The 24953-nt window shown below is 67.7% G+C and carries 25 protein-coding genes; 14 read left to right on the top strand and 11 right to left on the bottom strand.

What is annotated here, in order from left to right:
- The first annotated feature begins 38 nt into the window (after nucleotides 1–38).
- Nucleotides 39–1466: a cysteine--tRNA ligase gene (cysS, locus tag OHA10_RS16245; protein WP_371407040.1), complete on the top strand. Its 1428-nt coding sequence runs from the start codon at nucleotides 39–41 to the stop codon at nucleotides 1464–1466.
- Nucleotide 1467: 1 nt separating this feature from the next.
- Nucleotides 1468–2433: a 23S rRNA (guanosine(2251)-2'-O)-methyltransferase RlmB gene (gene rlmB, locus OHA10_RS16250; protein WP_371407041.1), complete on the top strand. Its 966-nt coding sequence runs from the start codon at nucleotides 1468–1470 to the stop codon at nucleotides 2431–2433.
- A 53-nt stretch (nucleotides 2434–2486) separates the two neighbouring features.
- Here rlmB and OHA10_RS16255 read toward each other — a convergent pair whose 3' ends face one another.
- The 3 genes from OHA10_RS16255 to OHA10_RS16265 form a co-directional block, all read right to left on the bottom strand.
- A complete protein-coding gene (locus OHA10_RS16255; RefSeq protein WP_371407952.1) occupies nucleotides 2487–3365 on the bottom strand; it encodes a S1 family peptidase in 879 nt (292 codons plus the stop codon).
- 142 nt (nucleotides 3366–3507) lie between these two features.
- Nucleotides 3508–4386, bottom strand: a complete 879-nt coding sequence (locus OHA10_RS16260) for a S1 family peptidase (protein ID WP_371407042.1) — start codon at nucleotides 4384–4386, stop codon at nucleotides 3508–3510.
- 84 nt (nucleotides 4387–4470) lie between these two features.
- Entirely contained in the window at nucleotides 4471–5055 is a 585-nt protein-coding gene (locus tag OHA10_RS16265) for a TetR/AcrR family transcriptional regulator (protein ID WP_131460575.1), read from the bottom strand.
- 87 nt (nucleotides 5056–5142) lie between these two features.
- Between OHA10_RS16265 and OHA10_RS16270 the strand changes: the two genes are divergently transcribed.
- The 3 genes from OHA10_RS16270 to OHA10_RS16280 are packed head-to-tail and all read left to right on the top strand — an operon-like array spanning nucleotide 5143 to nucleotide 7508.
- On the top strand, nucleotides 5143–6291 hold the full coding sequence (locus OHA10_RS16270) for an acyl-CoA dehydrogenase family protein (protein ID WP_371407043.1): 1149 nt from the start codon (nucleotides 5143–5145) through the stop codon (nucleotides 6289–6291).
- On the top strand, nucleotides 6292–7059 hold the full coding sequence (locus tag OHA10_RS16275) for a 3-hydroxyacyl-CoA dehydrogenase (RefSeq protein WP_371407044.1): 768 nt from the start codon (nucleotides 6292–6294) through the stop codon (nucleotides 7057–7059).
- On the top strand, nucleotides 7059–7508 hold the full coding sequence (locus OHA10_RS16280) for an NUDIX hydrolase (protein ID WP_371407045.1): 450 nt from the start codon (nucleotides 7059–7061) through the stop codon (nucleotides 7506–7508). The genes OHA10_RS16275 and OHA10_RS16280 overlap by 1 nt, the downstream gene beginning before the upstream one ends.
- Here the strand turns inward: OHA10_RS16280 and dgoD are convergent, their stop codons facing one another.
- Genes dgoD through OHA10_RS16300 form a run of 4 tightly spaced genes read right to left on the bottom strand, consistent with a single transcriptional unit; the run spans nucleotide 7509 to nucleotide 11411 of the window.
- Nucleotides 7509–8654: a galactonate dehydratase gene (gene dgoD / locus OHA10_RS16285; protein ID WP_371407046.1), complete on the bottom strand. Its 1146-nt coding sequence runs from the start codon at nucleotides 8652–8654 to the stop codon at nucleotides 7509–7511.
- A gap of 9 nt (nucleotides 8655–8663) precedes the next feature.
- Nucleotides 8664–9620, bottom strand: a complete 957-nt coding sequence (locus OHA10_RS16290; protein WP_371407047.1) for a hypothetical protein — start codon at nucleotides 9618–9620, stop codon at nucleotides 8664–8666.
- Complete coding sequence (locus OHA10_RS16295) at nucleotides 9620–10114, bottom strand: SigE family RNA polymerase sigma factor (RefSeq protein WP_371407048.1); 495 nt, start codon at nucleotides 10112–10114, stop codon at nucleotides 9620–9622. Before OHA10_RS16295 ends, OHA10_RS16290 begins: the two co-directional genes overlap by 1 nt.
- Before the next feature lie 49 nt (nucleotides 10115–10163).
- Nucleotides 10164–11411 (bottom strand): DUF4032 domain-containing protein, encoded by a 1248-nt coding sequence (locus tag OHA10_RS16300; RefSeq protein ID WP_371407953.1) that lies wholly within the window; start codon nucleotides 11409–11411, stop codon nucleotides 10164–10166.
- A gap of 67 nt (nucleotides 11412–11478) precedes the next feature.
- Between OHA10_RS16300 and OHA10_RS16305 the strand changes: the two genes are divergently transcribed.
- From OHA10_RS16305 to OHA10_RS16325, 5 genes are all read left to right on the top strand, one after another.
- Nucleotides 11479–12471: a LacI family DNA-binding transcriptional regulator gene (locus OHA10_RS16305; protein ID WP_134105554.1), complete on the top strand. Its 993-nt coding sequence runs from the start codon at nucleotides 11479–11481 to the stop codon at nucleotides 12469–12471.
- A 172-nt stretch (nucleotides 12472–12643) separates the two neighbouring features.
- Complete coding sequence (locus tag OHA10_RS16310) at nucleotides 12644–14008, top strand: ABC transporter substrate-binding protein (RefSeq protein WP_371407049.1); 1365 nt, start codon at nucleotides 12644–12646, stop codon at nucleotides 14006–14008.
- Nucleotides 14008–14961, top strand: coding sequence for a carbohydrate ABC transporter permease (locus OHA10_RS16315; protein WP_371407050.1), 954 nt, complete (start codon nucleotides 14008–14010; stop codon nucleotides 14959–14961). The genes OHA10_RS16310 and OHA10_RS16315 overlap by 1 nt, the downstream gene beginning before the upstream one ends.
- Nucleotides 14958–15827 (top strand): carbohydrate ABC transporter permease, encoded by an 870-nt coding sequence (locus OHA10_RS16320; protein WP_371407051.1) that lies wholly within the window; start codon nucleotides 14958–14960, stop codon nucleotides 15825–15827. Before OHA10_RS16315 ends, OHA10_RS16320 begins: the two co-directional genes overlap by 4 nt.
- Nucleotides 15828–15916: 89 nt before the next feature.
- Complete coding sequence (locus tag OHA10_RS16325; RefSeq protein ID WP_371407052.1) at nucleotides 15917–17458, top strand: glycoside hydrolase family 13 protein; 1542 nt, start codon at nucleotides 15917–15919, stop codon at nucleotides 17456–17458.
- On the opposite strand, the gene OHA10_RS16330 is transcribed toward OHA10_RS16325, so the two are convergent.
- Genes OHA10_RS16330 through OHA10_RS16345 form a run of 4 tightly spaced genes read right to left on the bottom strand, consistent with a single transcriptional unit; the run spans nucleotide 17451 to nucleotide 21142 of the window.
- On the bottom strand, nucleotides 17451–19667 hold the full coding sequence (locus tag OHA10_RS16330; protein ID WP_371407053.1) for a heavy metal translocating P-type ATPase: 2217 nt from the start codon (nucleotides 19665–19667) through the stop codon (nucleotides 17451–17453). The two genes, OHA10_RS16325 and OHA10_RS16330, sit on opposite strands and share 8 nt — an antisense overlap.
- Nucleotides 19648–20610 (bottom strand): hypothetical protein, encoded by a 963-nt coding sequence (locus tag OHA10_RS16335; protein WP_371407054.1) that lies wholly within the window; start codon nucleotides 20608–20610, stop codon nucleotides 19648–19650. Before OHA10_RS16335 ends, OHA10_RS16330 begins: the two co-directional genes overlap by 20 nt.
- Complete coding sequence (locus tag OHA10_RS16340; RefSeq protein WP_371407055.1) at nucleotides 20607–20825, bottom strand: heavy-metal-associated domain-containing protein; 219 nt, start codon at nucleotides 20823–20825, stop codon at nucleotides 20607–20609. Before OHA10_RS16340 ends, OHA10_RS16335 begins: the two co-directional genes overlap by 4 nt.
- Before the next feature lie 20 nt (nucleotides 20826–20845).
- Entirely contained in the window at nucleotides 20846–21142 is a 297-nt protein-coding gene (locus OHA10_RS16345) for a metal-sensitive transcriptional regulator (RefSeq protein WP_371407056.1), read from the bottom strand.
- A gap of 210 nt (nucleotides 21143–21352) precedes the next feature.
- Here OHA10_RS16345 and OHA10_RS16350 point away from each other — a divergent pair, with 210 nt between their 5' ends.
- The 4 genes from OHA10_RS16350 to OHA10_RS16365 all read left to right on the top strand — a co-directional run bounded on the left by OHA10_RS16350 (nucleotide 21353) and on the right by OHA10_RS16365 (nucleotide 24893).
- Nucleotides 21353–21823 (top strand): nuclear transport factor 2 family protein, encoded by a 471-nt coding sequence (locus OHA10_RS16350; protein WP_137252566.1) that lies wholly within the window; start codon nucleotides 21353–21355, stop codon nucleotides 21821–21823.
- Nucleotides 21824–21920: 97 nt separating this feature from the next.
- Entirely contained in the window at nucleotides 21921–22865 is a 945-nt protein-coding gene (locus OHA10_RS16355; RefSeq protein WP_371407057.1) for a phosphotransferase family protein, read from the top strand.
- A gap of 118 nt (nucleotides 22866–22983) precedes the next feature.
- On the top strand, nucleotides 22984–23904 hold the full coding sequence (locus OHA10_RS16360; RefSeq protein ID WP_371407058.1) for an ABC transporter ATP-binding protein: 921 nt from the start codon (nucleotides 22984–22986) through the stop codon (nucleotides 23902–23904).
- Nucleotides 23904–24893, top strand: a complete 990-nt coding sequence (locus OHA10_RS16365; protein WP_371407059.1) for an ABC transporter permease — start codon at nucleotides 23904–23906, stop codon at nucleotides 24891–24893. Before OHA10_RS16360 ends, OHA10_RS16365 begins: the two co-directional genes overlap by 1 nt.
- Nucleotides 24894–24953 lie beyond the last annotated feature (60 nt).

Below are 24953 nucleotides of genomic sequence, written 5' to 3' on the forward strand. Positions count from 1 at the left end.
GATTATTTACCTACGTCACCTCCCGTTACCCTTGACCGGTGACACTTCGTTTGTACGACACCGCGACAGCAGCAGTGCGAGATTTCGAGCCGGTCCACCCGGGCAAGGTCGGGATCTACCACTGTGGGCTGACGGTGCAGGGTGCCCCGCATGTCGGGCACATCTACAAGGAAGTGGTCTTCGACGTCCTGCGGCGCTGGCTGGAGCGATCCGGCTACGACGTCACCGTGATCGCGAACGTGACCGACATCGAGGACAAGATCCTCGCCAAGTCGGCCGACCGGGGCGTCCCGTGGTGGGCGCACGCCTACGAGTTCGAGCGCGAGCTGCACTGGGCGTACGACGTCCTCGGCTGCCGCCCGCCGACGTACGAGCCGCGCGCCACCGGGCACATCCCGGAGATGATCGAGCTGATCGAGCAGCTGATCGCGGACGGGCACGCGTACGTCGCTCCGGACGGATCCGGTGACGTGTACTTCGACGTGAAGTCCTGGCCGACGTACGGCGCTCTGTCCCATCAGAAGATCGACGACATGGAAGCGGCCGAGGACGCCGACCCCCGCGGCAAGCGGGACCCGCGCGACTTCGCGCTGTGGAAGGGCTGGACCGAGGCCACGCCGCGGACCGCTTCCTGGCCGGCGCCGTGGGGACGCGGCCGCCCGGGCTGGCACATCGAGTGCTCGGCGATGGCCGGCAAGTACCTCGGCGAGGAGTTCGACATCCACGGCGGCGGGCTCGACCTGCGATTCCCGCACCACGAGAACGAGCTGGCCCAGTCGACCGCGGTCGGGCAGAAGTTCGCCCGGTTCTGGATGCACAACGCGCTCGTCACCACGGCCGGCGAGAAGATGTCGAAGTCGATGGGCAACAGCGCCGTCGTGCGGAACGTGGTCGAGCGGGTCCGCCCGATCGAGCTGCGCTACTACCTCGTGCAGTCGCACTACCGGTCGGTGGTGGAGTTCTCGTTCGAGGCGCTCGACGAGGCCGCGAAGAGCTTCCAGCGGATCGACGGTTTCATCACCCGGGCGGTCGAGGTGACCGGCGGGGTCGAGCCGGCCGCGGAGCTGCCGGCGGAGTTCGAGACCGCGATGGACGACGACCTGGGTACGCCGGCGGCGATCGCCGTACTGCACAACACCGTCCGGGACGGCAACAAGCTCGTCGCCGACGGGGACTCGGTCCTGCTGCGGGAGACGCTCGCGTCGGTGCGCGGGATGCTCGGGGTGCTCGGGCTGGACCCGCTGGCCGAGCCGTGGGTGTCGCGCACCGGTGGCAGCGACGAGCTCACCGAGGTCGTCGACGGGTTGGTGAAGGCCCTGCTCGAGCAGCGGCAGTCCGCCCGCGAACGCAAGGACTTTGCCGCCGCGGACGCCGTCCGCGACCGGCTGAAGGCGCTCGGCGTCGTCGTCGAGGACACCCCGCAAGGGCCGAGATGGTCCCTTGCATCAACAGACGAAGGAAGCTGAAGTGCCAGGCAGTAGTCAGCGCAAGGGCGCCATCCGGAAGAAGCCGAAGGGCAACCCCACGGCCGGGTCCGGCGGGCGGGTTCGCCGCGGTCTCGAGGGCAGGGGCCCGACGCCGAAGGCGGTGGACCGGGTCAAGCACCCCGCGCACAAGCGGGCGAAGGCCGCGGAGCGGGCCAAGGAGCGGGAGCGCGCGCCGCGGCGCCAGCAGCGCAAGGACAACGACGCGAGCGTCGAGTGGGTGTACGGGCGTAACCCGGTGGTCGAGGCGCTGCGGGCCGGCGTACCGGCGTCGGCTCTGCACGTGGCCGAGGGCACGGAGCGGGACGCCCGCCTGCGCGAGGCGCTGCTGGTCGCGGTCGAGACCGGTGTCTCGGTTCTCGAGGTGCCGCGGACGGAGCTCGACCGGGTCACTGCGGGCGGTTCGCACCAGGGCGTCGCGCTGCAGATCCCGCCGTACGAGTATGCGCACCCCGACGACCTGGTGGCCCGGGCGCACGACCTGGGCGAGGTGCCGCTGATCGTTGCGCTCGACGGCGTGACGGATCCGCGCAACCTCGGCGCGATCACCCGGTCGGCGGCCGCGTTCGGCGCGCACGGTGTCGTCGTACCGGAGCGTCGTACGGCGTCGATGTCCGCCTCGGCCTGGAAGACGTCCGCGGGCGCCGCGGCCCGGATCCCTGTCGCTCGTGCCGGCAACCTCAACCGGGCGCTCAAGTCCTACAAGGACGCCGGACTGCTGATCATCGGCCTGGACATGGACGGTGCCATCGAGCTCCCGGAGTTCGAGGCCGCCACCGAGCCCGTGGTCCTGGTCATCGGCTCCGAGGGCAAGGGCCTGGCCCGCCTGGTCCGCGAGAACTGCGACCTGATCGTCTCGATCCCGATGACGTCAGCCACCGAGTCGCTGAACGCCGGTATCGCCGCCGGCGTCACCCTGTACGAGATCTCCCGCCGCCGCGCGGGCTGAACACGCGACAGCGCCCCGGACCGCGAAGGTCCGGGGCGCTGACTCTTGCGGGGTCAGTACACGCTCACGCCGTAGCGGGAGAGTGCTTCGGTGACGGGCTGGAAGTAGGTCGTGCCGCCGGAGGAGCAGTTGCCCGAGCCGCCGGAGGTGAGGCCGAGGGCTACCGTGCCGGCGAACAGCGCGCCGCCGGAGTCGCCGCCTTCGGCGCAGACGTTGGTGCGGATCAGGCCGGTGACGGTGCCCTCGGCGTAGTTCACCGTGGCGTTCACTGCCTGGACCGTGCCGCTGTGCACACCGGTGGTGCTACCGCTGCGCTTGACCGCCTGGCCAACAGTCGCGTTGCCGGCGGACGTGATGTCCTGCGAGCTGCCGTTGTACAGATCCACCGTGCCGGGGTGGTTCGTGTACGACGTGCTGTACTTGACGATCGCGTAGTCGTTACCCGGGAAGCTCGACCCGTACGTCGTGCCGAGCAGGGTGGTCTTGCTGGAGTTCGAGTACCAGCTGGACGCGATGTTGCCGCAGTGACCCGCGGTCAGGAAGTAGTACGTGCTGCCGCTGCGCACGTTGAAGCCGAGCGAGCAGCGGTACTGCCCGCCGTAGATGGCGTCGCCGCCGGCGATGTACTTCGTCAGCTTGCCGGACATCTTCTCGAGCGTGACCCGGCTACCGAACTGCTTGGTCACGCTGGTCAGCTTCGACAGCTTCGCGCCGGTGACGGTGTCGTCGTACGACACGATGATCCGGCCGTTCGGGTCGGTCTGCCAGGCTGTACCCGGGATCGTCGCGTCCTTGCTCAACGTCGACGTGATCGCGGATGCGGACAGGGTGGCGGGGTTGACCGGTGCGGCCGAGGCTTGTGACGCCAGAAGTCCGGCGGCAGCAAGCCCGGCCGCGGCCAGGAGAGCGGTGGTACGGCGGAATGGGGACATGTTCACGGTTTCAGCCTCCTCACGATGAGGACGCCTTCGGGGCGGGGCGTCCTTGACTTCAACCGAGTCCAGTCCTACCCCCAATCTCCCTGAGTATTCAAGAGGTTCCGGAGAGTAGGGGAAACCTGCGCCCTGGAACTGGTCAGTAGATCGAGACGCCGTAGACGTTGAGGGCCTCCACCACCGGCTGGAAGTAGGTCACCCCACCGGTCTTGCAGTCGCCGGAGCCGCCGGAGGTCAGACCGAACGCCCACTGGCGGTAGAACAGCGGACCGCCGGAGTCACCCGGCTCGGCGCACACGCTGGTGCGGATCAGGCCGGCCACGCGTCCGTCGCCGTAGTTCACGGTCGCGTTCAGTCCGGTCACCCGGCCGCTGTGCAGGCCGCTGGTCGCGCCGGAGCGGTACACCAGCTGGTTGAGGCCCGGGTTCATCGCGGTGGTGATGTCCTGCGAGTGCCCGTTGTACAGGTACACGCTGCCGCCCGGGGGCTTCATCTTGATGTCGGTGCGGTAGACGACCAGCGAGTAGTCGTTCCACGGGTAGCTGGCGTTGACCACCGCGCCGGTGTAGACCGCGTGGTTCTGGTCCTGGTACCAGCGGGCCGCCGCGACGCCGCAGTGACCGGCAGTGAGGAAGTAGTACTTACCGCGCCGCTGCACGTTGAAGCCGACCGAGCACTTGTACTCGCCGCCGAACGTCGCCATGCCGCCGCTGATGTACTTCTGCAGCTTGCCGGGCAGCTTCTCCAGCGTGATGTTCGACGCCAGTTGCTTGGTCAGACCGGTCAGCTTGGTCAGTTTGGTGCCGGTGACGGTGGAGTCGTACGACACCACGACCGTGCCGTCCGGCTTGGTCATCCACGCCGTACCGGGGGTGTTGATCTGGTTGTTCAGCGTCTCGGTGATCGCTCGGGCGGAAAGTCGGGGCGGCTTCACCGGGTCCGCCTTGGCCGGTACGGCGGCGGCCAGGGCGAGCGCGGCAGCCGCCATGACGGCCGCTGTTCGTCGCAGGGTTTTCATAGTCATCAGCCTTCCGGGGCGTACGGCTCTGATGCGCAAGATGGCAGCAAGAGGACGATCCCCAACCTTAGAGGGGCCTGTGGTTCAGTCCAGGCGCAGGGAGTGCAGGACGAACGAGGCGAGTTCGCGGTACGCCTCGGCGTCGTTCAGACCGGTACGCCGGGCGATGTCGCCGCGCTGGATCGCCTGCATGGTGTGCGCGATCATCTCGGCCGCGAACGCGATGTCGACCTGCCGGAACGTCTTGTGGTTGATCCCGTCCTCGATCAGCTGCCGGACCCGCTCGGCGGCGATCCGGGTGTTCCGCTCGTACACCGACCGGGCCGGCGCGAACGTCGCCACGTCGTCCAGGAAGGTCCGGCTGGCCGGCCGCAGCGCGTCCGCGACCGCGTTCAGGTACGCCGCGATCCGTCGGTCGTGCCGGGTCTGCCGGGCGACCGCGGACTCCACCTGCGCGGTGGCGTTCTTGAAGTAGTGCTTGACCACCTCGACGGCGAGCTGTTCCTTGCTCGGCGCCAGCGCGTAGAGGGTCGTCTTGCTGCAGCGCAGCTCGGCGGCCAGGTCGTCCAGGGTGAATCGGCTGAACCCCTGCTCGAGGAACAGGGACAGGAGCCGGTCGAGGAGCTCGGACTGCCGGCGGGTGCGCCGCCCCGGAACGACTGTTGTCATATCGAGACAGCATAGAACGATACGGAACTATGTGCGTCAGTATCGTTCGGAGTATCATTTCGTCAGCTGTTGATGAGGGGGTTCCTGATGGCTGTCGATCGACTCCTGCCGACTGACGAATCCGTTGACCTGCTCGCCCTGGTCCGGGACCTGTGCGAGCACGAGCTCGCGCCGTACGCCGCCCGCGCGGAGGAGAGCGAGACCTTCCCGCGGGACGCGTTCCGCACCCTCGGTAAGGCCGGCCTGCTCGGTCTGCCCTATCCGGAGCAGTACGGCGGCGCCGAGCAGCCGTACGAGGTGTACCTGCAGATGCTCGAGGAGGTCGCGTCCGCCTGGATGTCGGTCGGCGTCGGCGTCTCCGTGCACACGATGACGAGCTACGCCGTCGCGACGTTGGGCACCGAGGAGCAGAAGGCCCGGCTGCTGCCGGACATGGTCGGCGGTGAGTTGCTCGGTGCCTACGCGCTGTCCGAGCCGCAGGCGGGCTCCGACATCAGCTCGCTGACGACCCGCGCTGTCCGCGACGGCGACACCTATGTCCTGAACGGGACGAAGGCGTGGATCAGCCACGGCTCGCACGCCGACTTCTACACGACGTTCGCCCGGACCTCGGACGACCCGAAACGCGGCATCTCCGCGTTCCACGTGCCGGGCTCGGCCGAAGGGCTGAGCTTCGGGGCGCCGGAGCGGAAGATGGGCCTGACCGGGTCGACCACGACGCTGGTCAACTACGACAACGTCCGGATCCCGGCCGGCAACCTGATCGGCGCGGAGGGTGACGGCATGCGGATCGCGTTGTCCGCGCTCGACTCCGGCCGGCTCGGGATCGCCGCGTGTGCGGTCGGTCTGGCGCAAGCGGCGCTCGACGTCGCCACGTCGTACGCGAAGGAGCGGCAGCAGTTCGGGCACGCGATCGCGGACTTCCAGGGGATGCAGTTCCTGCTCGCCGACATGGCGGCCGCGGTCGAGTCCGGGCGGGCGACGTACCTGCATGCCGCGCGCCGGCGTGATCTCGGGCGGACGTTCACCCGCGAGGCGGCGATCGCCAAGCTGGTCTGCACGGACGCGGCGATGAAGGTCACCACCGACGCGGTGCAGGTGCTCGGTGGGTACGGTTACACCCGGGAGTTCCCGGCCGAGCGGTACATGCGCGAGGCCAAGGTGACCCAGATCTTCGAGGGCACCAACCAGATCCAGCGGCTCGTCATCAGCCGCGAAGTCCTCAGGAGTGTGTAGATGAAGTTCAGCCCGTCCGACGTCGCGCTGGTCACCGGTGGTGGTTCCGGGCTCGGGGAGGCGACGGTACGACGGCTTGCCGCCGACGGACTGGGCGTCGTGATCGTCGACCTGCCGTCGTCCGCGGGCAAGGCGGTCGCCGACGAGCTGGGCGACCGGGTGGTGTTCGCGCCGACCGATGTCACCGACGAGGCCGGCGTCACGGCGGCGCTGGACGCGGCGGCTGAGCTGGGTGATCTGCGGGTGGTCGTGAACTGCGCCGGCATCGCGACGCCGGGGCGGGTCGTCGGCCGGAAGGGTCCGTTGCCGCTGGCAACGTTCCGGCAGGTGATCGAGGTGAATCTGATCGGCACGTTCAACGTGCTCCGGCTGGCGGCCGAGCGGATGATCGCGCTGGAGCCGGGTGCGGACGGCGACCGCGGCGTCGTGGTGATGACGGCGTCGATCGCGGCGTACGACGGTCAGATCGGGCAGGCGGCGTACGCGTCGAGCAAGGGCGGGATCGTCGCGCTGACGCTGACCGCGGCGAGAGACCTTGCGGACAAGGGGATCCGGGTCGTCACGATCGCGCCCGGGACCATGGAGACGCCGATGCTCGCCGGCCTTCCCGAGGAGACGCGGACGGTGCTCGAGCAGCAGGTCCCGCACCCGTCACGTCTCGGCAAGCCCTCGGAGTACGCCGCTCTGGTCCGTCACATCCTCGACAACCAACTCCTGAACGGCGAGGTCATACGCCTCGACGGAGCACTCCGGATGCCGCCACGTTGATGCGCTTCCGCGCAGTGCTGCTGCGGGCCGGTTCACCGTTCGCCCAGCTCTGGTTCCGGATCCGCAAACCCACCACGTTCGGCGTGAAGGCCTTGGTGCGGCACGCGGACGGCCGCTTCCTCGTCGTCCGCCACTCGTACGCCGACACCCGCCGCTGGGCGCTCCCCGGCGGCGGCTACAAGCCCACGCGCGAAACGCCGGCGGAAGCGGCCGCCCGCGAGCTCCACGAGGAACTAGGCATCGTCCTGCCACCCGCAGATTTCGCCGTGCTCGACACGACCGTCACCACGCTCGAAGGCAAACACGACACCCTCACCATCCTCACTGCAGTCGCGCCCGCCGATGCCTTCACGCTCTCACCGGAAATCGCCGAGGCCCGGTGGGTGACGAGCCTCGACGAGTTGGGTGCCGCATCGGTCTCCCGGTGGCTGGTGAAAGCGCTCGGATGATTACCACTCGGCGAATGAGCCGTCCTCGTGGCGGAGGATCGGGGAGCGCCAGCGGTGCGGATTGGCAGCGGCCTCGCGGACCACTTCTTCGTTGACCTCGATTCCCAGACCGGGACCTGTCGGCCGCTCTACATACCCGTCGGTGAAGGTGAAGACGCCGGGGTCCACCAGGTAGTCGAGCAGTTCGTTCCCGCCGCCGTACTCGATTCCCAGGCTCTGTTCCTGGATCAGGAAGTTGGGCGTCGCGAAGTCGATCTGCAGGCTTGCGGCGAGTGTGATCGGGCCGAGCGGGCAGTGCGGTGCGACGTTCACGTCGTACGCCTCGGCCATCGCGGCGATCCGGCGTACCTCGGAGACGCCGCCGGCATGCGAGATGTCCGGCTGCGCGACCGCGATCCCGGTCGTGAGCACATCCCGGAAGTCCCAGCGGGAGAACAGCCGCTCGCCGGTCGCGATCGGGATGCTGGTCGACTCCGTGATCCGGCGCAGATCGCGCGAGTACTCCGGCGTCACCGGCTCCTCGACGAACAACGGCAACAGCGGCTCGAGCAGCGGCAGCAGCTGGCGAGTGGCCGCCGTACTCAGCCGACCGTGGAAGTCCAGCGCGATGTCGACGCCTTCACCGAGCGCGGTCCGCAGCGCCTCCACCCGCGACGCCATCCGCCGCACATCGGCCGCGCCCGGAATCGGCGGCAGCGCCTCCGACACGTTGATCTTCACCGCAGTGAAGCCGCTCGCGACCTTCGCCTGTGCGTCGTCCACCAGCGCGGCGTTGTCCACGCCATGCGCCCACGTGTACATCCGCACCCGCTCGCGCACCGGCCCGCCGAGCAGCTCGTGCACCGGTACGCCGTGATGCCGACCCTTGATGTCCCACAACGCCTGGTCGATCCCGGCCAGCGCACTCGACAGCACCGCACCGCCGCGATAGAACCCGCCCTTGGCCAGCACCTGCCAGTGCTCCTCGATCCGCAACGGATCCGCCCCAACCAGGTACTCCATACAGGCCGCCACTGCGCCCTGCACCGCCTCGGCCCGCCCCTCGACGATCGGCTCCCCCCAACCGCTGATCCCCGCATCGGTATCAATCCGCAGGAACTGCCACCGCGGTGCCACCAGAAACGTCTCGTATCCCACGATTTTCACGTTTCAACCCTAGCGGGGCGAGGGCGTGGCACCGGCCGGAGCGAGGATGATGTCGCCTGGTTGGGACTGGCGGTGGGGGCCTTGGAGCAGGAGGCTGCCGAGCGAGCCATGGTCGCCGCAGTAGCTGATGCGGAGCCGCCATGACGAGGTGGCGGTGTGCAGGGTGACGACGAAGATGCGGGGAGCCGGGACGTGGCAACGGGTCGCGGGAGTCTCCGGTTGGGTCGAAGGGTTCGCTCCGCGGGGGTCGAACCCGACCGCCTGTGCAACGGGCAGGCTCGAGCCGGCGACCAGCGAACCGTCGTAGTACTCGCAGACGTCGCCGGAGGTCACCGGACCGCTCAGCGCGCCCGGTTGGTCGCCGGGGTCGCGCGGCGTGCAGCCGTAGTCGTCGGTGGTGGTGATCGCGCGGGCCGAGTCGAGGATGCGCTCGCGGAGCGCGTCGTCCCGGGTGAGCACGCTGATCTTCACCCCGCCGACGAGCCGGGTTTCCTCGGTCCAGCCGCCGTCGTACTTCGTGATGCCCGGCGCCTGCACGTCGTTGAACCACAGATACTCCTGGCGCTGGTCCAACGGCATGACCGCGACGACACATGGCAGCCGCCGGCCGCCGAGCCAATCGTTGAACCGCCCGATGACCGGCGTCCGATCGGCGGAGCCGGTGCACGGCGCCGCACCGGAGACGTACTGGTTCCACTCGGCCGGGACCTGCACCTGCACGGTCTTGTGCGACTCCCATCGCCAGCCCTGCGTCTGATCCTGTGCGATCTGCGGGTCCGCGAGGTTGTGCGAAGCGGTGATCGCGGTTGCAACGGCGGCCGCTGCCAGCACGACGACGCCGACGGCACGACCGCTGCGGCGTCGGCGCAGGCGGGCGTGGATTCCGTCCAGGAGGCGGTCGTCCGATGGGGCGTCCGCCGCGTGCTTCGACAGGCTGTCGGCGATGAGTTGTTCGGAGCGGTCCATCAGTGCTTGACCTCCTCGGTGGTGATGGTGGTGCGCAGGCTTGCCAGCGCACGGTGGATCTGGGAGCGGACGGTGGCGGGTGAACACTCCAGGATCACGGCGATCTCCGCGTCGGGGAGGTCCTCGTAGTACCGGAGTACGACGGCTGCTCGTTGTTTCGCGGGCAAGGTGGCGCACAGTGCCCAGACCGCGTCCTGCTCAGCCTGTGCGGTCGCTGGGTCCGGACTGGTCGCGCTGCTGCCGACGTCCCCGGCCGGGGTCTCCCGGCGGAAGAAGCGGCGCCAGCGAGAGATGTCGGCGTTGACGATCGAGCGCCGTACGTAGGCCTCGGGATCCTGGACGCGGCAGATCTTGGTCCACCGCGAGTACGCCGCGATCAGCGCGTCCTGGACCGCTTCCTCGGCGCGGTTGTGGTCGCGCGTGACGAGGTACGCGAACCGCAGCAGTGCGCCGCCGCGCTGGGCGACCCAGTCGTCGAAGTCGGGCATCTCCATCCGGCACCTCCACCCTGATCACGTCACGGAGGGCCGGAACGTTGCAAGCTCAGTCGGGCTCTGGGAGAGACGGCGTCGGCAGCGCCAGCTTCTCGTCCGGCTTGGCGGCCAGTACGTCGTTCACGTAGGAGCGGGCCGCTTCCATCGTGTCGACCTCGTGGCCGGCCTGTTCGGACAGGAACCAGCGGTGTTCGAGGACCTCGTGGAAGACCTCGGCGGGTTCGAGCTTGCGCCTCAGGTTGCGGGGGACCGAGCGGACGACGGGCTCGAAGACCTCGGTCAGCCACTGGTGGGCGACGATCTCCTCGTCCTCGTTCTGCTGGTCGGTGGCAGCGGCGAACGCGTCCAGGTCGTTGAGCAGCCGGCGGGCCTGGTTCTCCTCGACGTCCAGACCGGTGAGACGGAGCAGCCGGCGGGAGTGGTGGCCGGCGTCCACGACCTTCGGCTGGATCCGGACCTGGCTGCCGTCCCAGTCGGTGATGATGTCGATCTCGGCGACGTCGAAGCCGAGCTCGTTCAAGCGCCGGATCCGCGAGTCGAGCCGGTGCATCTCGTCGGTGGCGAACTCCTCCGGCGCGGTCAGCTCGGCCCACAGCGCCTCGTACCGCTTCTGGATCGACTCGACGGTCTCCTGCGGGTCGATCGACTCGTCGAGCAGACCGCCCTCCTGCAGGTCGAGCAGTTCGCCGAACAGGTTGATCTCAGCGGTGTACAGGTCGTGCGCCCGCTGCCCGTCCGAGATGTCCTGGTGCAGCTCGCCGGTCTCGGCATCCACCAGGTACGCCGCGAACGCGCCCGCGTCCCGCCGGAACAGGGTGTTGGACAGCGAGCAGTCGCCCCAGAAGAACCCCAGCAGGTGCAGCCGGACGATCAGCGCGACCAGTGCGTCGATCAGCCGGTTGACCGTGTCCGGCCGGAGCGTGCTGGAAAACAATGCGCGGTACGGCAGCGAGAACTGCAGGTGCCGGGTGATCAGGATCGAGTCGATCGGCTCGCCGTCGCGGTCGACCCGGTCGGTGATCACGCCGACGGGCTCGACGGACGGGGCTTCCAGGCGTTCGAGGTCGCGGAGCAGCCGGTACTCGTGCATGGCCAGGTGCTCGAGGACCTCCTTGATCGCGTACACCGTGCCGTTGACCCGGACGAAGCGGACGACGTGCCGCGAGATACCGCGCGGCAGCGCGACCAGCTGATCCTCCGGCCAGTCCTCCAGCGGGACGTCCCAGGGGAGCGACAGCAGGCCGGTGTCCGGGCGGGTGGCGACGAATCGGGGCACGGCTCCCAGTCTGTCAGGAATCCTGAGGGTTCAGCGAGGTACGCAAGTCCTTGCAAATTCTTGCGTGATTGGGCGTAGAGTTTGCGCCATGACTCGACGACTTGCAGAGGTGGCCAAGAAGGTCGGCGTCAGCGAAGCCACCGTCAGCCGCGTCCTGAACGGGAAGCCCGGAGTGTCCGAGGCGACCCGGGAGGCCGTGCTCACCGCCCTCGACGTGCTGGGGTACGAGCGGCCCACGCAGCTGCGCGGTGATCGCGCCCGGCTGGTCGGTCTGGTCCTGCCGGAGTTGCAGAACCCGATCTTCCCCGCGTTCGCCGAGGTCGTCGGTGGCGCGCTCGCGCAGCAAGGTTTCACGTCCTTGCTCTGCACCCGCACGGTCGGCGGCGTGTCCGAGGCCGACTACGTGGATCTGCTCCTCCAGCAGCAGGTGTCCGGGGTCGTGTTCGCCGGCGGTTTCTACGCGCAGGCGGATGCGCCGCACCAGCACTACGAGCTGATCCAGGAGCGCAAGCTGCCGACCGTCCTGGTCAACGCGGCGGTGGACCACCTCGGGTTCCCGCAGGTGTCGTCGGACGACTACGTCGCCGCGGAGATGGCGATCGGGCATCTGCGGGCGCTCGGTCACCTGCGGATCGGGATGGTGCTCGGCCCGCGCGACCACATCCCCTCCCGGCGGAAGCTGGAGGCCTACCTGGCCGCGGACGAGGCCGATCCGAAGCTGGTCGAGCACACGATGTTCTCGCTCGAGGGCGGGCACGCGGCCGCGACCCGGCTGGTGAACTCCGGCGTCACCGGCATCGTCTGCGCCAGCGACATCCTCGCGCTCGGTGCGATCCGCGCCGTACGGCGAGCCGGCCTGAGCGTCCCGGGCGACGTGTCGGTGATCGGGTACGACGACTCCGCGATGATGAACTGCACCGACCCGCCGCTGACCACGGTCCGCCAGCCGATCGACGCGATGGGGCGCGCCGCGGTCGACATGCTGGTCGCGCTGATCGAGCGCGCCGTCGTACCCGCCGACGAGTTGCTCTTCGAGCCGGAACTCGTCGTCCGCGCCTCCACCGCACGCGCCCGAATCTAGACATCACGCAGTACCCGCAGCCGCTGACCGATCTGGTCGGCGGCTGCTTGTCGTTTGCCTCCAGCAGGCAATCTCCCACGATAAGTCACGTTTTTGCAATGTCAGATCGAAGTATTGCGATCATGCGTCCAGTTCCCTACGGTGTCCACACGATCCGAGGGAGAGGGTGGAAATGACGACAACGCGCCGCGGGCTCAGCCTGCTGCTGGTTGCGGGACTCGGGCTGGTGGCCGCGTCCTGCGGGTCGGGGGACGCGAACAAACCGGCCGCGGATGCCGACGGACCGGTCACGATCACGGTCGGCTGCGAGCCGCCGAAGAGCAATCCGAAGGAGCGTCAGGCCTGGGAGGCGGATGTCGCCACGTTCCAGAAGGCGCATCCGAACATCACCGTCCAGGGCAAGGACGCGTTCCCCTGTATCAACCCCGACACTTTCCAGGCGAAGCTGGCCGGCGGGACGCAGGAGGATCTCTTCTACGTCTACTACACCGACGTCCGGAAGATCATCGAGAAGAAGCAGGCCGCCGACATCAGCCAGTACGTCGGCAGCGTCAACGCGGTCAAGGATCTGCGCCCGGACGTGATGGGCGTGTTCAAGGACGGCGACAAGACGTACGGCCTGCCGCGGAACAACTACAACATGGGTCTGGTCTACAACCGGAAGCTGTTCACGCAGGCCGGTCTCGATCCGGCCAACCCGCCGAAGACCTGGTCCGAGGTCCGGGAGGCGGCGAAGAAGATCGCGGCGCTCGGCCCGGGGTACGTCGGGTACGGCGAGTACTCCGCCGGCAACACCGGTGGATGGCACTTCGCCGCCGAGCTGTACGCGCGCGGCGGGTCGATGGTGAGCGACGACGGGAAGACCGCGGCGTTCAACAGCGACGAGGGCAAGGCGGTGCTGGAGAACCTGAAGCAGATGCGTTGGGACGACAACTCCATGGGCACGAAGCAGTTGCTCCAGTGGGAGGACCTGATGCGGATGATGGGCGGCGGCAAGCTCGGCATGATGGTCGGTGCGCCGGATGTCGTCCAGTCGGTCAACAACGACTTCAAGGGCAAGTTCGAGGACTACGGCGTCACCGCCGTACCGGAGTCGGACGGGAAGTCGTCGCTGAGCGGTGGCGACGGGTACATGTTCAACCCGAAGGCCTCGCCGGAGAAGATCAAGGCGGGTCTGCTGTGGCTCGAGTTCCACGAGCTCACGCCGGGCAAGGGGCAGTTCGACTACGCACGCTCGAAGGAGCAGGGCCGCCCGGTCGGTCTGCCGATCCCGGATCTGTACGGAACGAGTGCCCCCGGCAATGAGATCACCGCGCTGCGGAAGCAGTACGCGACGGTCCCGGTCGACAACTTCGCGCCGTACGTCGCTGCCCAGGGCAACATCACCAACAAGCTCGAACCGCCGAAGGCGCAGGAGCTGTACGCCGTCCTCGACGTGGCGATGTCCGCCGTCCTGACCCGCAACGACGCCGACATCAACAAGCTGCTCGGTGACGCGGAGAGCAAGGCGAACAAGATCCTGGCAAAGAACACGTAATGACGGTGACCGAGGAGCAGGTCCGTCGTCCCCACACCGTGGGGGCGACGGACCCGCGATCCCCAGACGACCACGGCGCGCTGCGACGCGCGGTGGCTCGCAACCTGACGGCGTACGGCTTCCTGTGTGCCGCGCTGATCTGTTTTGCCTTGTTTTCCTGGTATCCGATGGTGCGCGAGGTCGTGCTGAGTTTTCAGCAGAACAACTTCGTGGATCCGGGGGTCTGGGTCGGGTTCGACAACTTCCGGACGGTGATCGCGGACCCGGCGTTCCGGTCGGCGTGGCTGAACACGGCGGCGTTCAGCGGGCTCGCGTTGGTGATCGGGTACGCCGTACCGTTCGTGCTCGCCGTGGTGCTCAACGAGTTGAAGCACGCGAAGGCGTATCTGCGGTTCGTCGTCTACCTGCCGGTGATGCTCCCGCCTGCGGTCGCCGTACTGCTGTTCAAATGGTTCTACGACCCGGGCGCCGGCCTGTTCAACCAGGCGCTCGACGTCGTGCACATCCCGCCGCTGAGCTGGCTGGATTCGACGAGTACGGCGCTCGTCAGCCTGGTGATCGTGTCGACCTGGATGAACCTCGGCACCGGCACGCTGATCTACCTGGCCGCGCTGCAGAGCATCCCCGGTGACCTCTACGAGTCCGCGGAGCTCGACGGCGCCGGCCTGTTCCGCCGCGTCTGGCACGTGACGATCCCGCAGACCAAGCTGATCCTGCTGGTGATGCTGCTGCTGCAGATCGTCGCGACGATGCAGGTCTTCATCGAGCCGTACCTGCTGACCGGCGGCGGCCCGGAGAACGCGACCGTGACGGTCGCCTACCTGATGTACCAGTACGCGTTCAACTTCGGCGACTTCGGCGGTGGATCCGCGCTCGGTCTGATGCTGATGATCGTGCTGCTGATCTTCTCCACGGTCTACCTGCGTGTGTCGCGCGAGGAGGACGCCCGATGAGGACCCTGGTCTCACCGCTCGCGCTCCGCAGCCCGCGCGGCCGGATCATCTACTGGACGATCCTGACCGTGACGGTCGTCGGGTTCACCGGTGCGTTCGTGTTCCCGCTCTACTGGATGGTCACCGGCGCGCTGAAGTCACCCGACGAGCTGGCGCAGATCCCGCCCAGCTTCTTCCCGAAACACTTCGACCTGCACGTGTACGTCGACGCGTGGGAACAGCTCCAGCTCGGGGTCTTCCTGAAGAACACCGTGCTGTACGCCGGTGGCGCGTGGCTGTTCACACTCGCGGTCGACGTGAGTGCGGCGTACGCCTTGTCGAAGCTGCGGCCGATCTTCGGCAAGCTGGTGCTCGGCGCGATGCTGGCGACGTTGATGATCCCGCCGATGGTGCTGTTGCTGCCGACGTACCTGGTGGCGAAGGACCTGCCGATCTTCCACGCCGACCTGCTCAATACTCCGTGGGCGATCTGGCTGCCGGCGGCTGCGAACGGGTTCTTCGTGTTCCTGCTGAAGCGGTTCTTCGACTCGATCCCGCGGGAGCTGCTCGAGGCCGCGGAGATCGACGGCGCCTCGCCCGCACGGATCCTCTGGTCGATCGTGCTGCCGGTGTCGCGCCCGATCATCGGAGTCGTGTCGATCCTGTCGGTCGTGACGGTCTGGAAGGACTTCGTCTGGCCGCTGCTGGTCCTGCCGGAGACCGACAAGATGTCGATCAGCGTCGGCATCGCGTCGCTGTCGGCCCAGATGCCGCAGAACGTCCTGATCGCCTCACTGGTGATCGCCAGCCTGCCCACCATCATCGTGTTCTTCATCTTCCAAAGAAGCATCATGGCGGGCCTCACAGCCGGAAGCCTCAAAGGATGAGAACAACAACCCGCCCCTCGCTCCGCTCGGGGCGGGGATAGAGGGCGCCGGGCCTGACAACCGGAAGCCTCAAAGGTTAAGGAGATTTCATGGCCGACGAATGGTGGCGTGGAGCCGCGATCTACCAGGTCTACCTGCGGAGTTTCGCCGATGGGAACGGTGACGGGATCGGGGATCTGGCAGGGCTGCGGGAGAAGCTGCCGTACCTGGCCGAGCTCGGTGTGGATGCGATCTGGTTGAACCCGTGGTACCCGTCGCCGATGGCTGACGGTGGGTACGACGTGGCGGACTACCGGGCGATCGACCCGGCGTTCGGGACGTTGGCCGAGGCCGAGGCGTACATCGCGGAGGCGCACGCACTCAACATCCGGACGATCATCGACATCGTGCCGAACCACGGCTCCGACCAGCAGGACTGGTTCGTCGAGGCCCTCCGCGCCGGCCCGGGTTCGCCCGAGCGGGAGCGGTTCCTGTTCCGCTCCGGCCGGAACGATGGCCCGCCCAACGACTGGCAGTCGATCTTCAACGGGCCGGCCTGGACCCAGGTCGACGACGGTGAGTGGTACCTGCACCTGTTCGCGCCCGAGCAGCCCGACTTCAACTGGCGCAACCCCGAGGTCGTCGAGGAGTTCCACGACATCCTCCGGTTCTGGCTCGACCGCGGCGTCGACGGGATCCGGATCGACAGCGCCGCCGTACTGTTCAAGGACCTGGACAGCGTCGAGGAGTCGTACACCGACCACGACGAGGTACACGAGGTCTATCGGGGTTGGCGGCACATCACCGATCAGTACGACGGGCGGTTCCTCGTCGGCGAGATGTGGATGCCCGACCAGGAACGCTTCGCGCTGTACCTGCGGCCCGACGAGATGCAGACCGCGTTCAACTTCGACTTCCTGTCCCGCCCCTGGGAAGCCGAGGAGCTGAAGGCATCCATCGACCTCACCCTGTCGACGCACGTCCCGATCGGCGCCCCTCCGACGTGGGTCCTGTCGAACCACGACGTGACGCGGCCGGTGACGAAGTACGGCCGTCCGGACACGTCGTTCTCGCACCAGGATCGCAAGCACGGGATGCAGACCGACCTGGTGCTGGGCGAACGCCGCGCACGCGCCGCGGCCCTGCTGGCGATGGCCTTGCCCGGTGGTCTGTATGTCTACCAAGGCGAGGAGCTCGGTCTCCCGGAGGTCGAGGACCTGCCGGACGACCTCCTGCAGGACCCGATCTTCATCCGTTCCAAGGGCGCCGACCGCGGTCGGGACGGTTGTCGGGTGCCACTGCCGTGGTCGGGGAAGGAACCGCCGTTCGGGTTCGGTGCCGGTACGCCGTGGCTGCCGCAGCCCGCCGACTGGAAGAACCTGACGGTCGAATCCCAGCACGACGACCAGAACTCGATGTTGGCCCTCTACCGCACCGGACTGCGGTTGCGCCGCGAGTTGCTCGGCGACGGCGTGCTGACGTGGCTGGAGTCGCCGGCCGACGTCCTCGTGTTCCAGCGGGAGAATCTGATCTGCGTCGTCAACCTCACGAGCGCGCCGATCGAGCTGCCGCCGTACGAGGAGGTGCTGTTGACCAGCATCCCCCTCGACAACGGCAAGCTTCCGACCGACGCGACCGCCTGGATCAGATGAGCGACCGGAACCGGCGCAACCGCAGGCTGTTGGACACGACGAACACCGAGCTGAAGGCCATCGCGGCCCCGGCCAGCATCGGGTTCAACAAGCCGGCGGCGGCAAGCGGCAGGGCCAGCACGTTGTAGGCGAACGCCCAGAACAAGTTGCCCTTGATCGTGCGCAGCGTACTGCGGGACAGCCGGATGGCATCCACGGCCGCCCGCAGATCGCCGCGCACCAGCGTCAGGTCGCTCGCCTCGATCGCCACGTCGGTGCCGGTGCCCATGCTCAGGCCGAGATCGGCCTGGGCCAGGGCGGCCGCGTCGTTGACGCCGTCACCGATCATCGCGACCACGCGCCCGTCGTCCTGCAGCTTCTTGACCGCGTCGACCTTGCCGGCCGGCAGTACTTCGGCGATCACCTCGTCGATACCGACCTCGCCGGCGACCTTCGTCGCGACCGCTTCGTTGTCGCCGGTCAACAGGACCGGCCGGAGCCCCAGCTCCCGAAGCTCCCGGATCGCCTGCACCGACGTCGGTTTCACCGTATCGGCGACGACGAGCACGGCCCGCGCTTCGCCGTCCCAGCCGACCGCGACCGCAGTACTGCCCTCGGCCTCGGCGTGCTCCTTCGCGTGGGCGAGCTCGGCCGGCAGGTGCTGGCTCCACTCCTCCAGCAACCGCGTCCGTCCGACGAGTACGGCGTGGCCGTCGACGATCCCTTGCACGCCAAGACCCTCGACGTTCCCGAAGTCCTCGACCTCCGGCAGCTTCCCGGCGGCCGATGCGGCCCGGGCGACGGCCTGCGCGATCGGGTGTTCGCTCGAGTGCTCGAGCGCACCCGCCAACCGCAGCACCTCGGCCCGCTCCTGACCGGGAGCCAGGAGTACGTCGACCAGCTCCATCCGGCCCGTTGTCACGGTGCCCGTCTTGTCCAGTACGACGGTGTCGACCCGGCGCGTGGACTCCAGCACCTCCGGGCCCTTGATCAGGATGCCCAACTGCGCGCCCCGACCGGTCCCGACCATCAACGCGGTCGGCGTGGCCAGGCCCAAAGCACACGGGCAGGCGATGATCAGCACGGCGACCGCTGCCGTGAACGCGACCTCCACCGGCGAACCGTTGCCCAGCCAGAAGCCGAGCGTCGCCAGCGCGAGCCCGATCACGATCGGTACGAAGATCCCGGACACCTTGTCGGCAAGGCGCTGTACGGCGGCCTTCCCGTTCTGCGCGTCCTCCACCAGCCGCGCCATCTGCGCGAGCTGCGTGTCCGCACCGACTCGGGTCGCCCGGACGACGAGCCGCCCGCCCGCATTGACGGTCGCGCCAACGACCGCGTCACCCGCACCGACCTCGACCGGTACAGATTCGCCGGTCAGCATCGACGCGTCGACCGCGCTGCTCCCGGTCACGATCACACCGTCGGTCGCGATCTTCTCGCCGGGCCGTACGACGAACTCGTCGCCTACGACCAGCTGGTCGGCCGGGATCCGGGTCTCGGCTCCGTTCCGCAGTACTGCGACGTCCTTCGCGCCGAGCTCAAGCAGGGCGCGCAAGGCGGCACCGGAGCGACGCTTGGCGCGCGCCTCGAAGTACCGGCCGGCCAGGATGAACGTGGTGACAGCAGTCGCGACCTCGAGATAGATCTCTTCGGCGCCGCTGCCTCGGGACGGGATCAGTGTGAACGGCATCTTCATGCCGGGCTCACCCGCGCTGCCGAGGAACAGCGCGTACAGCGACCAGAGGAACGAGCTGACGACGCCCAGCGAGATCAGCGTGTCCATCGTCGTCGCCGCGTGCCGCAGGTTCGTCCAGGCGGCCTTGTGGAACGGCCACGCCGCCCACGTCACCACCGGGAACGCCAGCGTCAGCGACGCCCACTGCCACGAGTCGAACTGCAGCGCCGGGATCATCCCGAACGCGACCACCGGCACCGTCAGCACGATGCTCGCGATCAGCCGCTGCCGCAGGGGTTTCAGCTCATCTGGCTCGTCGGCCTCCGTCGATACCGCCGGTGTCGGCAGGGCCGCTGTGTAGCCGGTCTTCTCGACCGTGGCGACCAGGTCGTCGGTCGAGACGCCATCGGGGTAGGTCACCTTCGCCTTCTCGGTGGCGTAGTTGACGGTCGCCGTGACGCCGTCCATCCGGTTCAGCTTCTTCTCGACCCGGGCCGCGCAGGAGGCGCACGTCATCCCGCCGATGATGAGTTCAACGGACTGGTTGCTCATGTTCGTGTGCCTCCTCTTCATGGGCTGGTACGGCGGTTGGCGGGACGATCGTCGTACCGGTCGAGTCGACCTTCACCGTGAACTCCGCTGTGTGTACGGCGCCGGCGTGCTGGAAGTCCAGGAACAGGCTGTACGTCCCCGCGGTCGGGAAGGTCGTCATGAAGTCGATCGACGGCCCGCCCTTCATCCCCGGCTCGGCGTGCTGCGCCGGGTGGTTGTGCAGGTAGGCCAGGTCGCCGCTGCGCAACGAGACCAGGTGTCCGAAGGCGCCCAGGTACGGCTGCAGGTCAGTGACCGGTTTGCCGTTCTTGGTGATCTTGAACGTCAGCTGCGATTCCTTGCCCGCGACCGGCGTGCCGGCGAGCGTCACGTCGTACCCGTGGATGCTGGTGACGGCGGCGGGGTCGTTGAGCGGGACCGGGATGTACAGGCCGGAGACGTTCACGTCCGTGCCCAGAGTGATGTTCTTGTCGAGACCGGCCGGCTGGAAGTCGGCGTACATCCGCCACGTCCCGCCGGCGGTGAACGTGAACGGGATGCTCCACGTCCCGTCGGCCGCCAGCGTCGGGTGCACGTGGTGGAATCCGGACAGGTCGCGCCGTACGACGATCAGATGCAGGTCCTTCTCGTGCGTCTTCGTGTACTGCGTGACCGGTTTGCCGTCCGGTCCGGTGATCGTGAAACGCAATGCGGTCTTCGTGCCGGCGGTGGAGAACGTCGTCGCCGGGGTGAACGTGTATCCAGCGTCGGACACCGCGAGCCCCGGCAACTGCCCGCCGGCGTCGTGCCCGCCCATGTCGCCCATACCCATCTCCTGCGACTGCGAAGGTGTGTCGGCCGCCGCGATCGGGTCGACCGCGGTGCCGATGCCGTACGCCGCCCCGAAGGCGAGCGCCAGCGCACCGGCGAACGCGCCGAGCCGGAGCGCGGCGGCCCGGTTCACGACGCCGCCAGTTCGTAGCCCGCCTCGTCGACAGCCTCACGAACGGCGGCCTCGTCGAGCGCGGACTCACTCGTCACGTGCACCGCGGAGGTGCCGCCCGCGACGAGGTCGATCTTCACGTCCTGCACACCGACGAGCTTGCTGAGCTCCTCGGTGACTGCTGAGGTGCAGTGCGCGCAGGTCATGCCGGAGACGGAGTAGGTCGTGGTGGTCATATGCGTTGCTCCTTCGGTGATTAGCTACGAACCAGACGGGCGATCGCGTCGGAGGCCTCGCGAACCTTCTCCTCGGCCTCCGGCCCACCCTTCTGCGCGGCCTCGACCACGCAGTGCGAGAGGTGCTCGTCGAGCAGCTCGAGCGAGAACGACTGCAACGCCTTCGTGGCCGCCGACACCTGGGTCAGGATGTCGATGCAGTACTTGTCCTCCTCGACCATCCGCTGCAGACCGCGAATCTGCCCCTCGATCCGCCGCAGCCGCTTCAGGTGGCTGGTCTTCTCAGCGGTGTATCCGTGTACGTGCTCGTCGGTCATCTCAAACTCCTCAGCTACCCCTCGGGGGTATGTCGACAACGCGAACGTACCCCCTCCGGGTATCGAATGCAAGTCGCGGAGCTATACCCATCGGGGGTATTCTCGGGCTCCCACTCACCCACCGGTTGAGATGCTCAGGCAGGTTGATCGCGTTTCCGGGAGATCTGATCCAAGATTGAACGGACTTGTCGGCGACTGAAGGAGTTGGTTGTGAACGCACGACCGCCATTGCCCCCGTTCACCCGGGAGACGGCTATCCAGAAGGTCCGCGCTGCGGAGAACGCGTGGAACAAACAGGACCCGGAGGCCGTCTCGCTTGCCTACACGCCGGACACCTACTGGCGGAACCGGGACGTCTTCGTGAACGGACGGGCCGAGGTAGTCGAGTTCCTGACCCAGAAGTGGGCGCGCGAGCTGGACTACCGGCTGATCAAGGAGCTGTGGGCGTTCACCGACGACCGCATCGCCGTCCGGTTCGTCTACGAGTCGCACGACGCGGCCGGCCAGTGGTACCGCTCACACGGCAACGAGAACTGGGAGTTCGACGAGAACGGCCTGATGCGGGTCCGCCGTGCCAGCATCAACGACCAGGTGATCGCGGAGTCCGACCGCCTGTTCCACTGGGACGCTCCGGGCCCCCGCCCGGACGACCACCCCGGCCTCACCGAACTGGGCCTCTGATTCAGACGGTGACGGCCGTCAAGCAGCCAGGTCATGGCCCTCTGACGGGTGAGAAAACCCGTATCGCCGCAGGCCCCTGACGCATAGCCTCGCACTCATGACCGACGGCGACTGGAGGGATAGCGGGTTCAGGCAGCGTCGGCCCTCCGCGGAGACTCTCGCCTGGGTTGCGGCGTCGATGGGGCAGGGCAGTCGCGTCGTTGGCTACCGCCGAATGACCGGTGGCGTCTGCTCCGCCGTGAATCGGCTGACTGTCGAGCGACGTGGCGTGCGAACGTTAGTCGTACTGCGCCAGTATCCGGCCGGGCTCGGCCTGGAGGAGCCCTTGGAGCGGGAGATCGCCAACCTTGGTGTGGTGGCGGGAAGCAGGCTCCCAGTTCCGGACATTCTGGCTACTGACGTGGCTGGTACTTCGACGGGTGGCTTGCCGTCGTTGCTGACGACGCGGTTGCCCGGGCACGTTCACCTCAACCCGGAGGAACCTGGGGCGTGGCTGACGAGGATCGCGGAGCTTGCTGTCTTGCTCCATTCCCTCGATCTCCCAGCGAAGACGTTCAGGCCTTGGACGGACTCTTGGATCGCTCCTGTTGGCGAGTTTCGGGTGCCGGCCGACGCACAGAAGCCGGCTGTGTGGAGGGCGGCGTTCGACGTGATGGCGGCGCCGCCGCCGAACGATACAGCCGTCTTTCTGCACTGCGATCTCCTGCCGGTCAACCTGCTGTGGTCGCGCGGGAAGATCACCGGACTGACCGACTGGAACTCCATCTATCGCGGGTCACGCGCGATCGACGTCGGCCATTGCCGGCGGTACCTGGCAGCGCTCTACTCACCCGAGTGGGCAGAGCAGCTCCGGTCGCTCTACGAGTCGATCGCCGGTGTAACTCTCGATCCGTGGTGGGACGTGTACGCCCTACTGCACTATGACGGCACCGGCTCGAAGTGGATCCAAGGCCAGGTCGCCGGCCGCCGCCCGGTCGACGTACCCGGCATGACTTCCCGAGTCGAGGCCACCATCGAGCCAGCGCTACGCCGCCTCGGATAGCTCGACACGAGCTGACGAGCGCTGCAACGAAAGTGGCTGCGTGGCACGCGTGGGGAACCGCCGGGGCGCGAACAAACCTGTCACGCTGTGCGTCAGCTCAACGACGAGAGGGGTGTGGATGTCCGACGTGGCCATCAGTACGCGTGGGTTGCGTAAGACCTACCGGACCCGTCGGGGCCGCAAGGTGGTCGCGGTCCAGGGGCTTGACCTCGACGTGCCGACCGGGGGCGTGCATGGGTTTCTGGGGCCGAACGGCTCCGGAAAGACGACCTCGATTCGGATGTTGCTCGGGCTGGTTCGGTCTGATGCGGGGACGATGGCTGTGTTCGGGAAGACGGTGCCGGCGCACTTGCCTGAGGTGGTCGGGCGGGTCGGTGCGATTGTCGAGTCGCCGAAGTTCTTCCCGGCGTTCACCGGGCGGAAGAACCTCGAGCTGCTCGCCGAGGCGATCGGGGCCCCGCGGACGCGCGTGGGTGAAGTACTCGAGCAGACCTCACTCGGTGAGCGCGGCAACGATCGCTTCCGGTCGTACTCCCTCGGCATGAAGCAGCGCCTCGCGATTGCCGCCACGCTGCTCAAAGACCCCGATCTGCTGATCTTCGACGAGCCGACCAACGGGCTCGACCCGGCCGGGATTCGCGAGATCCGGGAGACCATGCGCGGGCTCGGCGACCAAGGCAAGACCGTGCTGGTCAGCAGCCACATCCTGGCCGAGGTCGAGCAGGTTGCCGACACCGTGTCGATCATCGGCCACGGCCGCCTGCTCGCTTCCGGAACGGTTGCCGAGGTCATCGGTGGCAGTACTGCGCCAGTCGTGAAGGTTGCTGTTGACAACCACGAGGCCGCGACCGGGATCCTGACCGCGGCCGGGATGACCGTGCGGGCCGACGGCAACTACCTGCTCGTCGAAGGTGCCACTGACCCGGCAGATGTGACCCGTCGTCTCGCCCATCAGGAGCTGTACGTGTCGGAGCTGGTCCTGGTCCGCGCGGACCTGGAGTCCGTGTTCCTCGAGCTGACCGAAGGCGAGGGGCTGTGATGATCCGACTCACCAAGGTCGAGCTCCGCCGCCTGACCGCACGCCGGCTCACGTTGATCGGCGTCGGCGGACTGTTCTTGATCACCGCGCTGCTGCTCGTCGCCACCTGGTTCGATGCACAACCGTTGTCCGCGGCCGAACAGCAGCAGGCTGAGCGTCACTTCCAGCTGGCGCACAAGGACTGGGTCGACCACGCGGCCGAGAACCGAGCGCAGTGTGAGGAGGACTGGAAGACCCAGCCGGATCCGAAGCCGACGGTCGAGGACATGTGCGCCTATCCGGAGCCCAAGCTGGAGGACTACGGCAAGCCCCCGACGGTATTCGCCCAGATCATGCCGGACCTATTGCAAGGATCGTCGTACTTCCTGGCCTTTGCGGCATTCCTGATCGGGGCCAGCTTTCTCGGCGCGGAGTTCAGTTCCGGTGCTATCGGCAACTGGTTGACGTTCGAGCCGCGTCGGCTGCGGGTCTACGGGAGCAAGCTGCTCGCGACCGCGACCGGGTTCGTGCCGATCGCGGCGGTGGTGCTCGCGGTCGTGCTGCTGGGCACGTTCCTGATCGTCGACCACCTGGGCGACACCGCGAGTACGACGTCCAAGACGTGGGGAGACCTGAGCGCGATCGGTGGCCGAGCCGTGGTGACGACCGCACTCGCGGCCGCGCTCGGCTGCGTCGTCGGCCTGCTGCTGCGGCACACGGCGGCGGCGATCGGTGTCGTGATGGCATACCTCGTCCTGGCCGAGGGCGTCTTCGCCGCGTTCCTGGAGAAGGCCCAGCCGTGGCTGATCAAGATCAACTTCGACGCCTTCGTCCGCCACGACGCGCAGTACTACGTCACCGAATGCAAAACCGGCACCGACGGCAGCTACGTCTGCGACTACGTCCAGAAGACGCTGTCGTTTGAGCACGGCGCCTGGTACCTCGCGATCCTCGCCGTGGTAGCGATCGCCCTCGGCGGCTGGGTCTTCTACCGCCGAGACATCAACTAGTCACAGGCAGCCGTCGTCGCGGGCGGACGCATGAAGCCATCGCAGGCAATTGGGCTCCGA

It is taken from the genome of Kribbella sp. NBC_00662, assembly GCF_041430295.1.
Lineage (GTDB): Bacteria > Actinomycetota > Actinomycetes > Propionibacteriales > Kribbellaceae > Kribbella.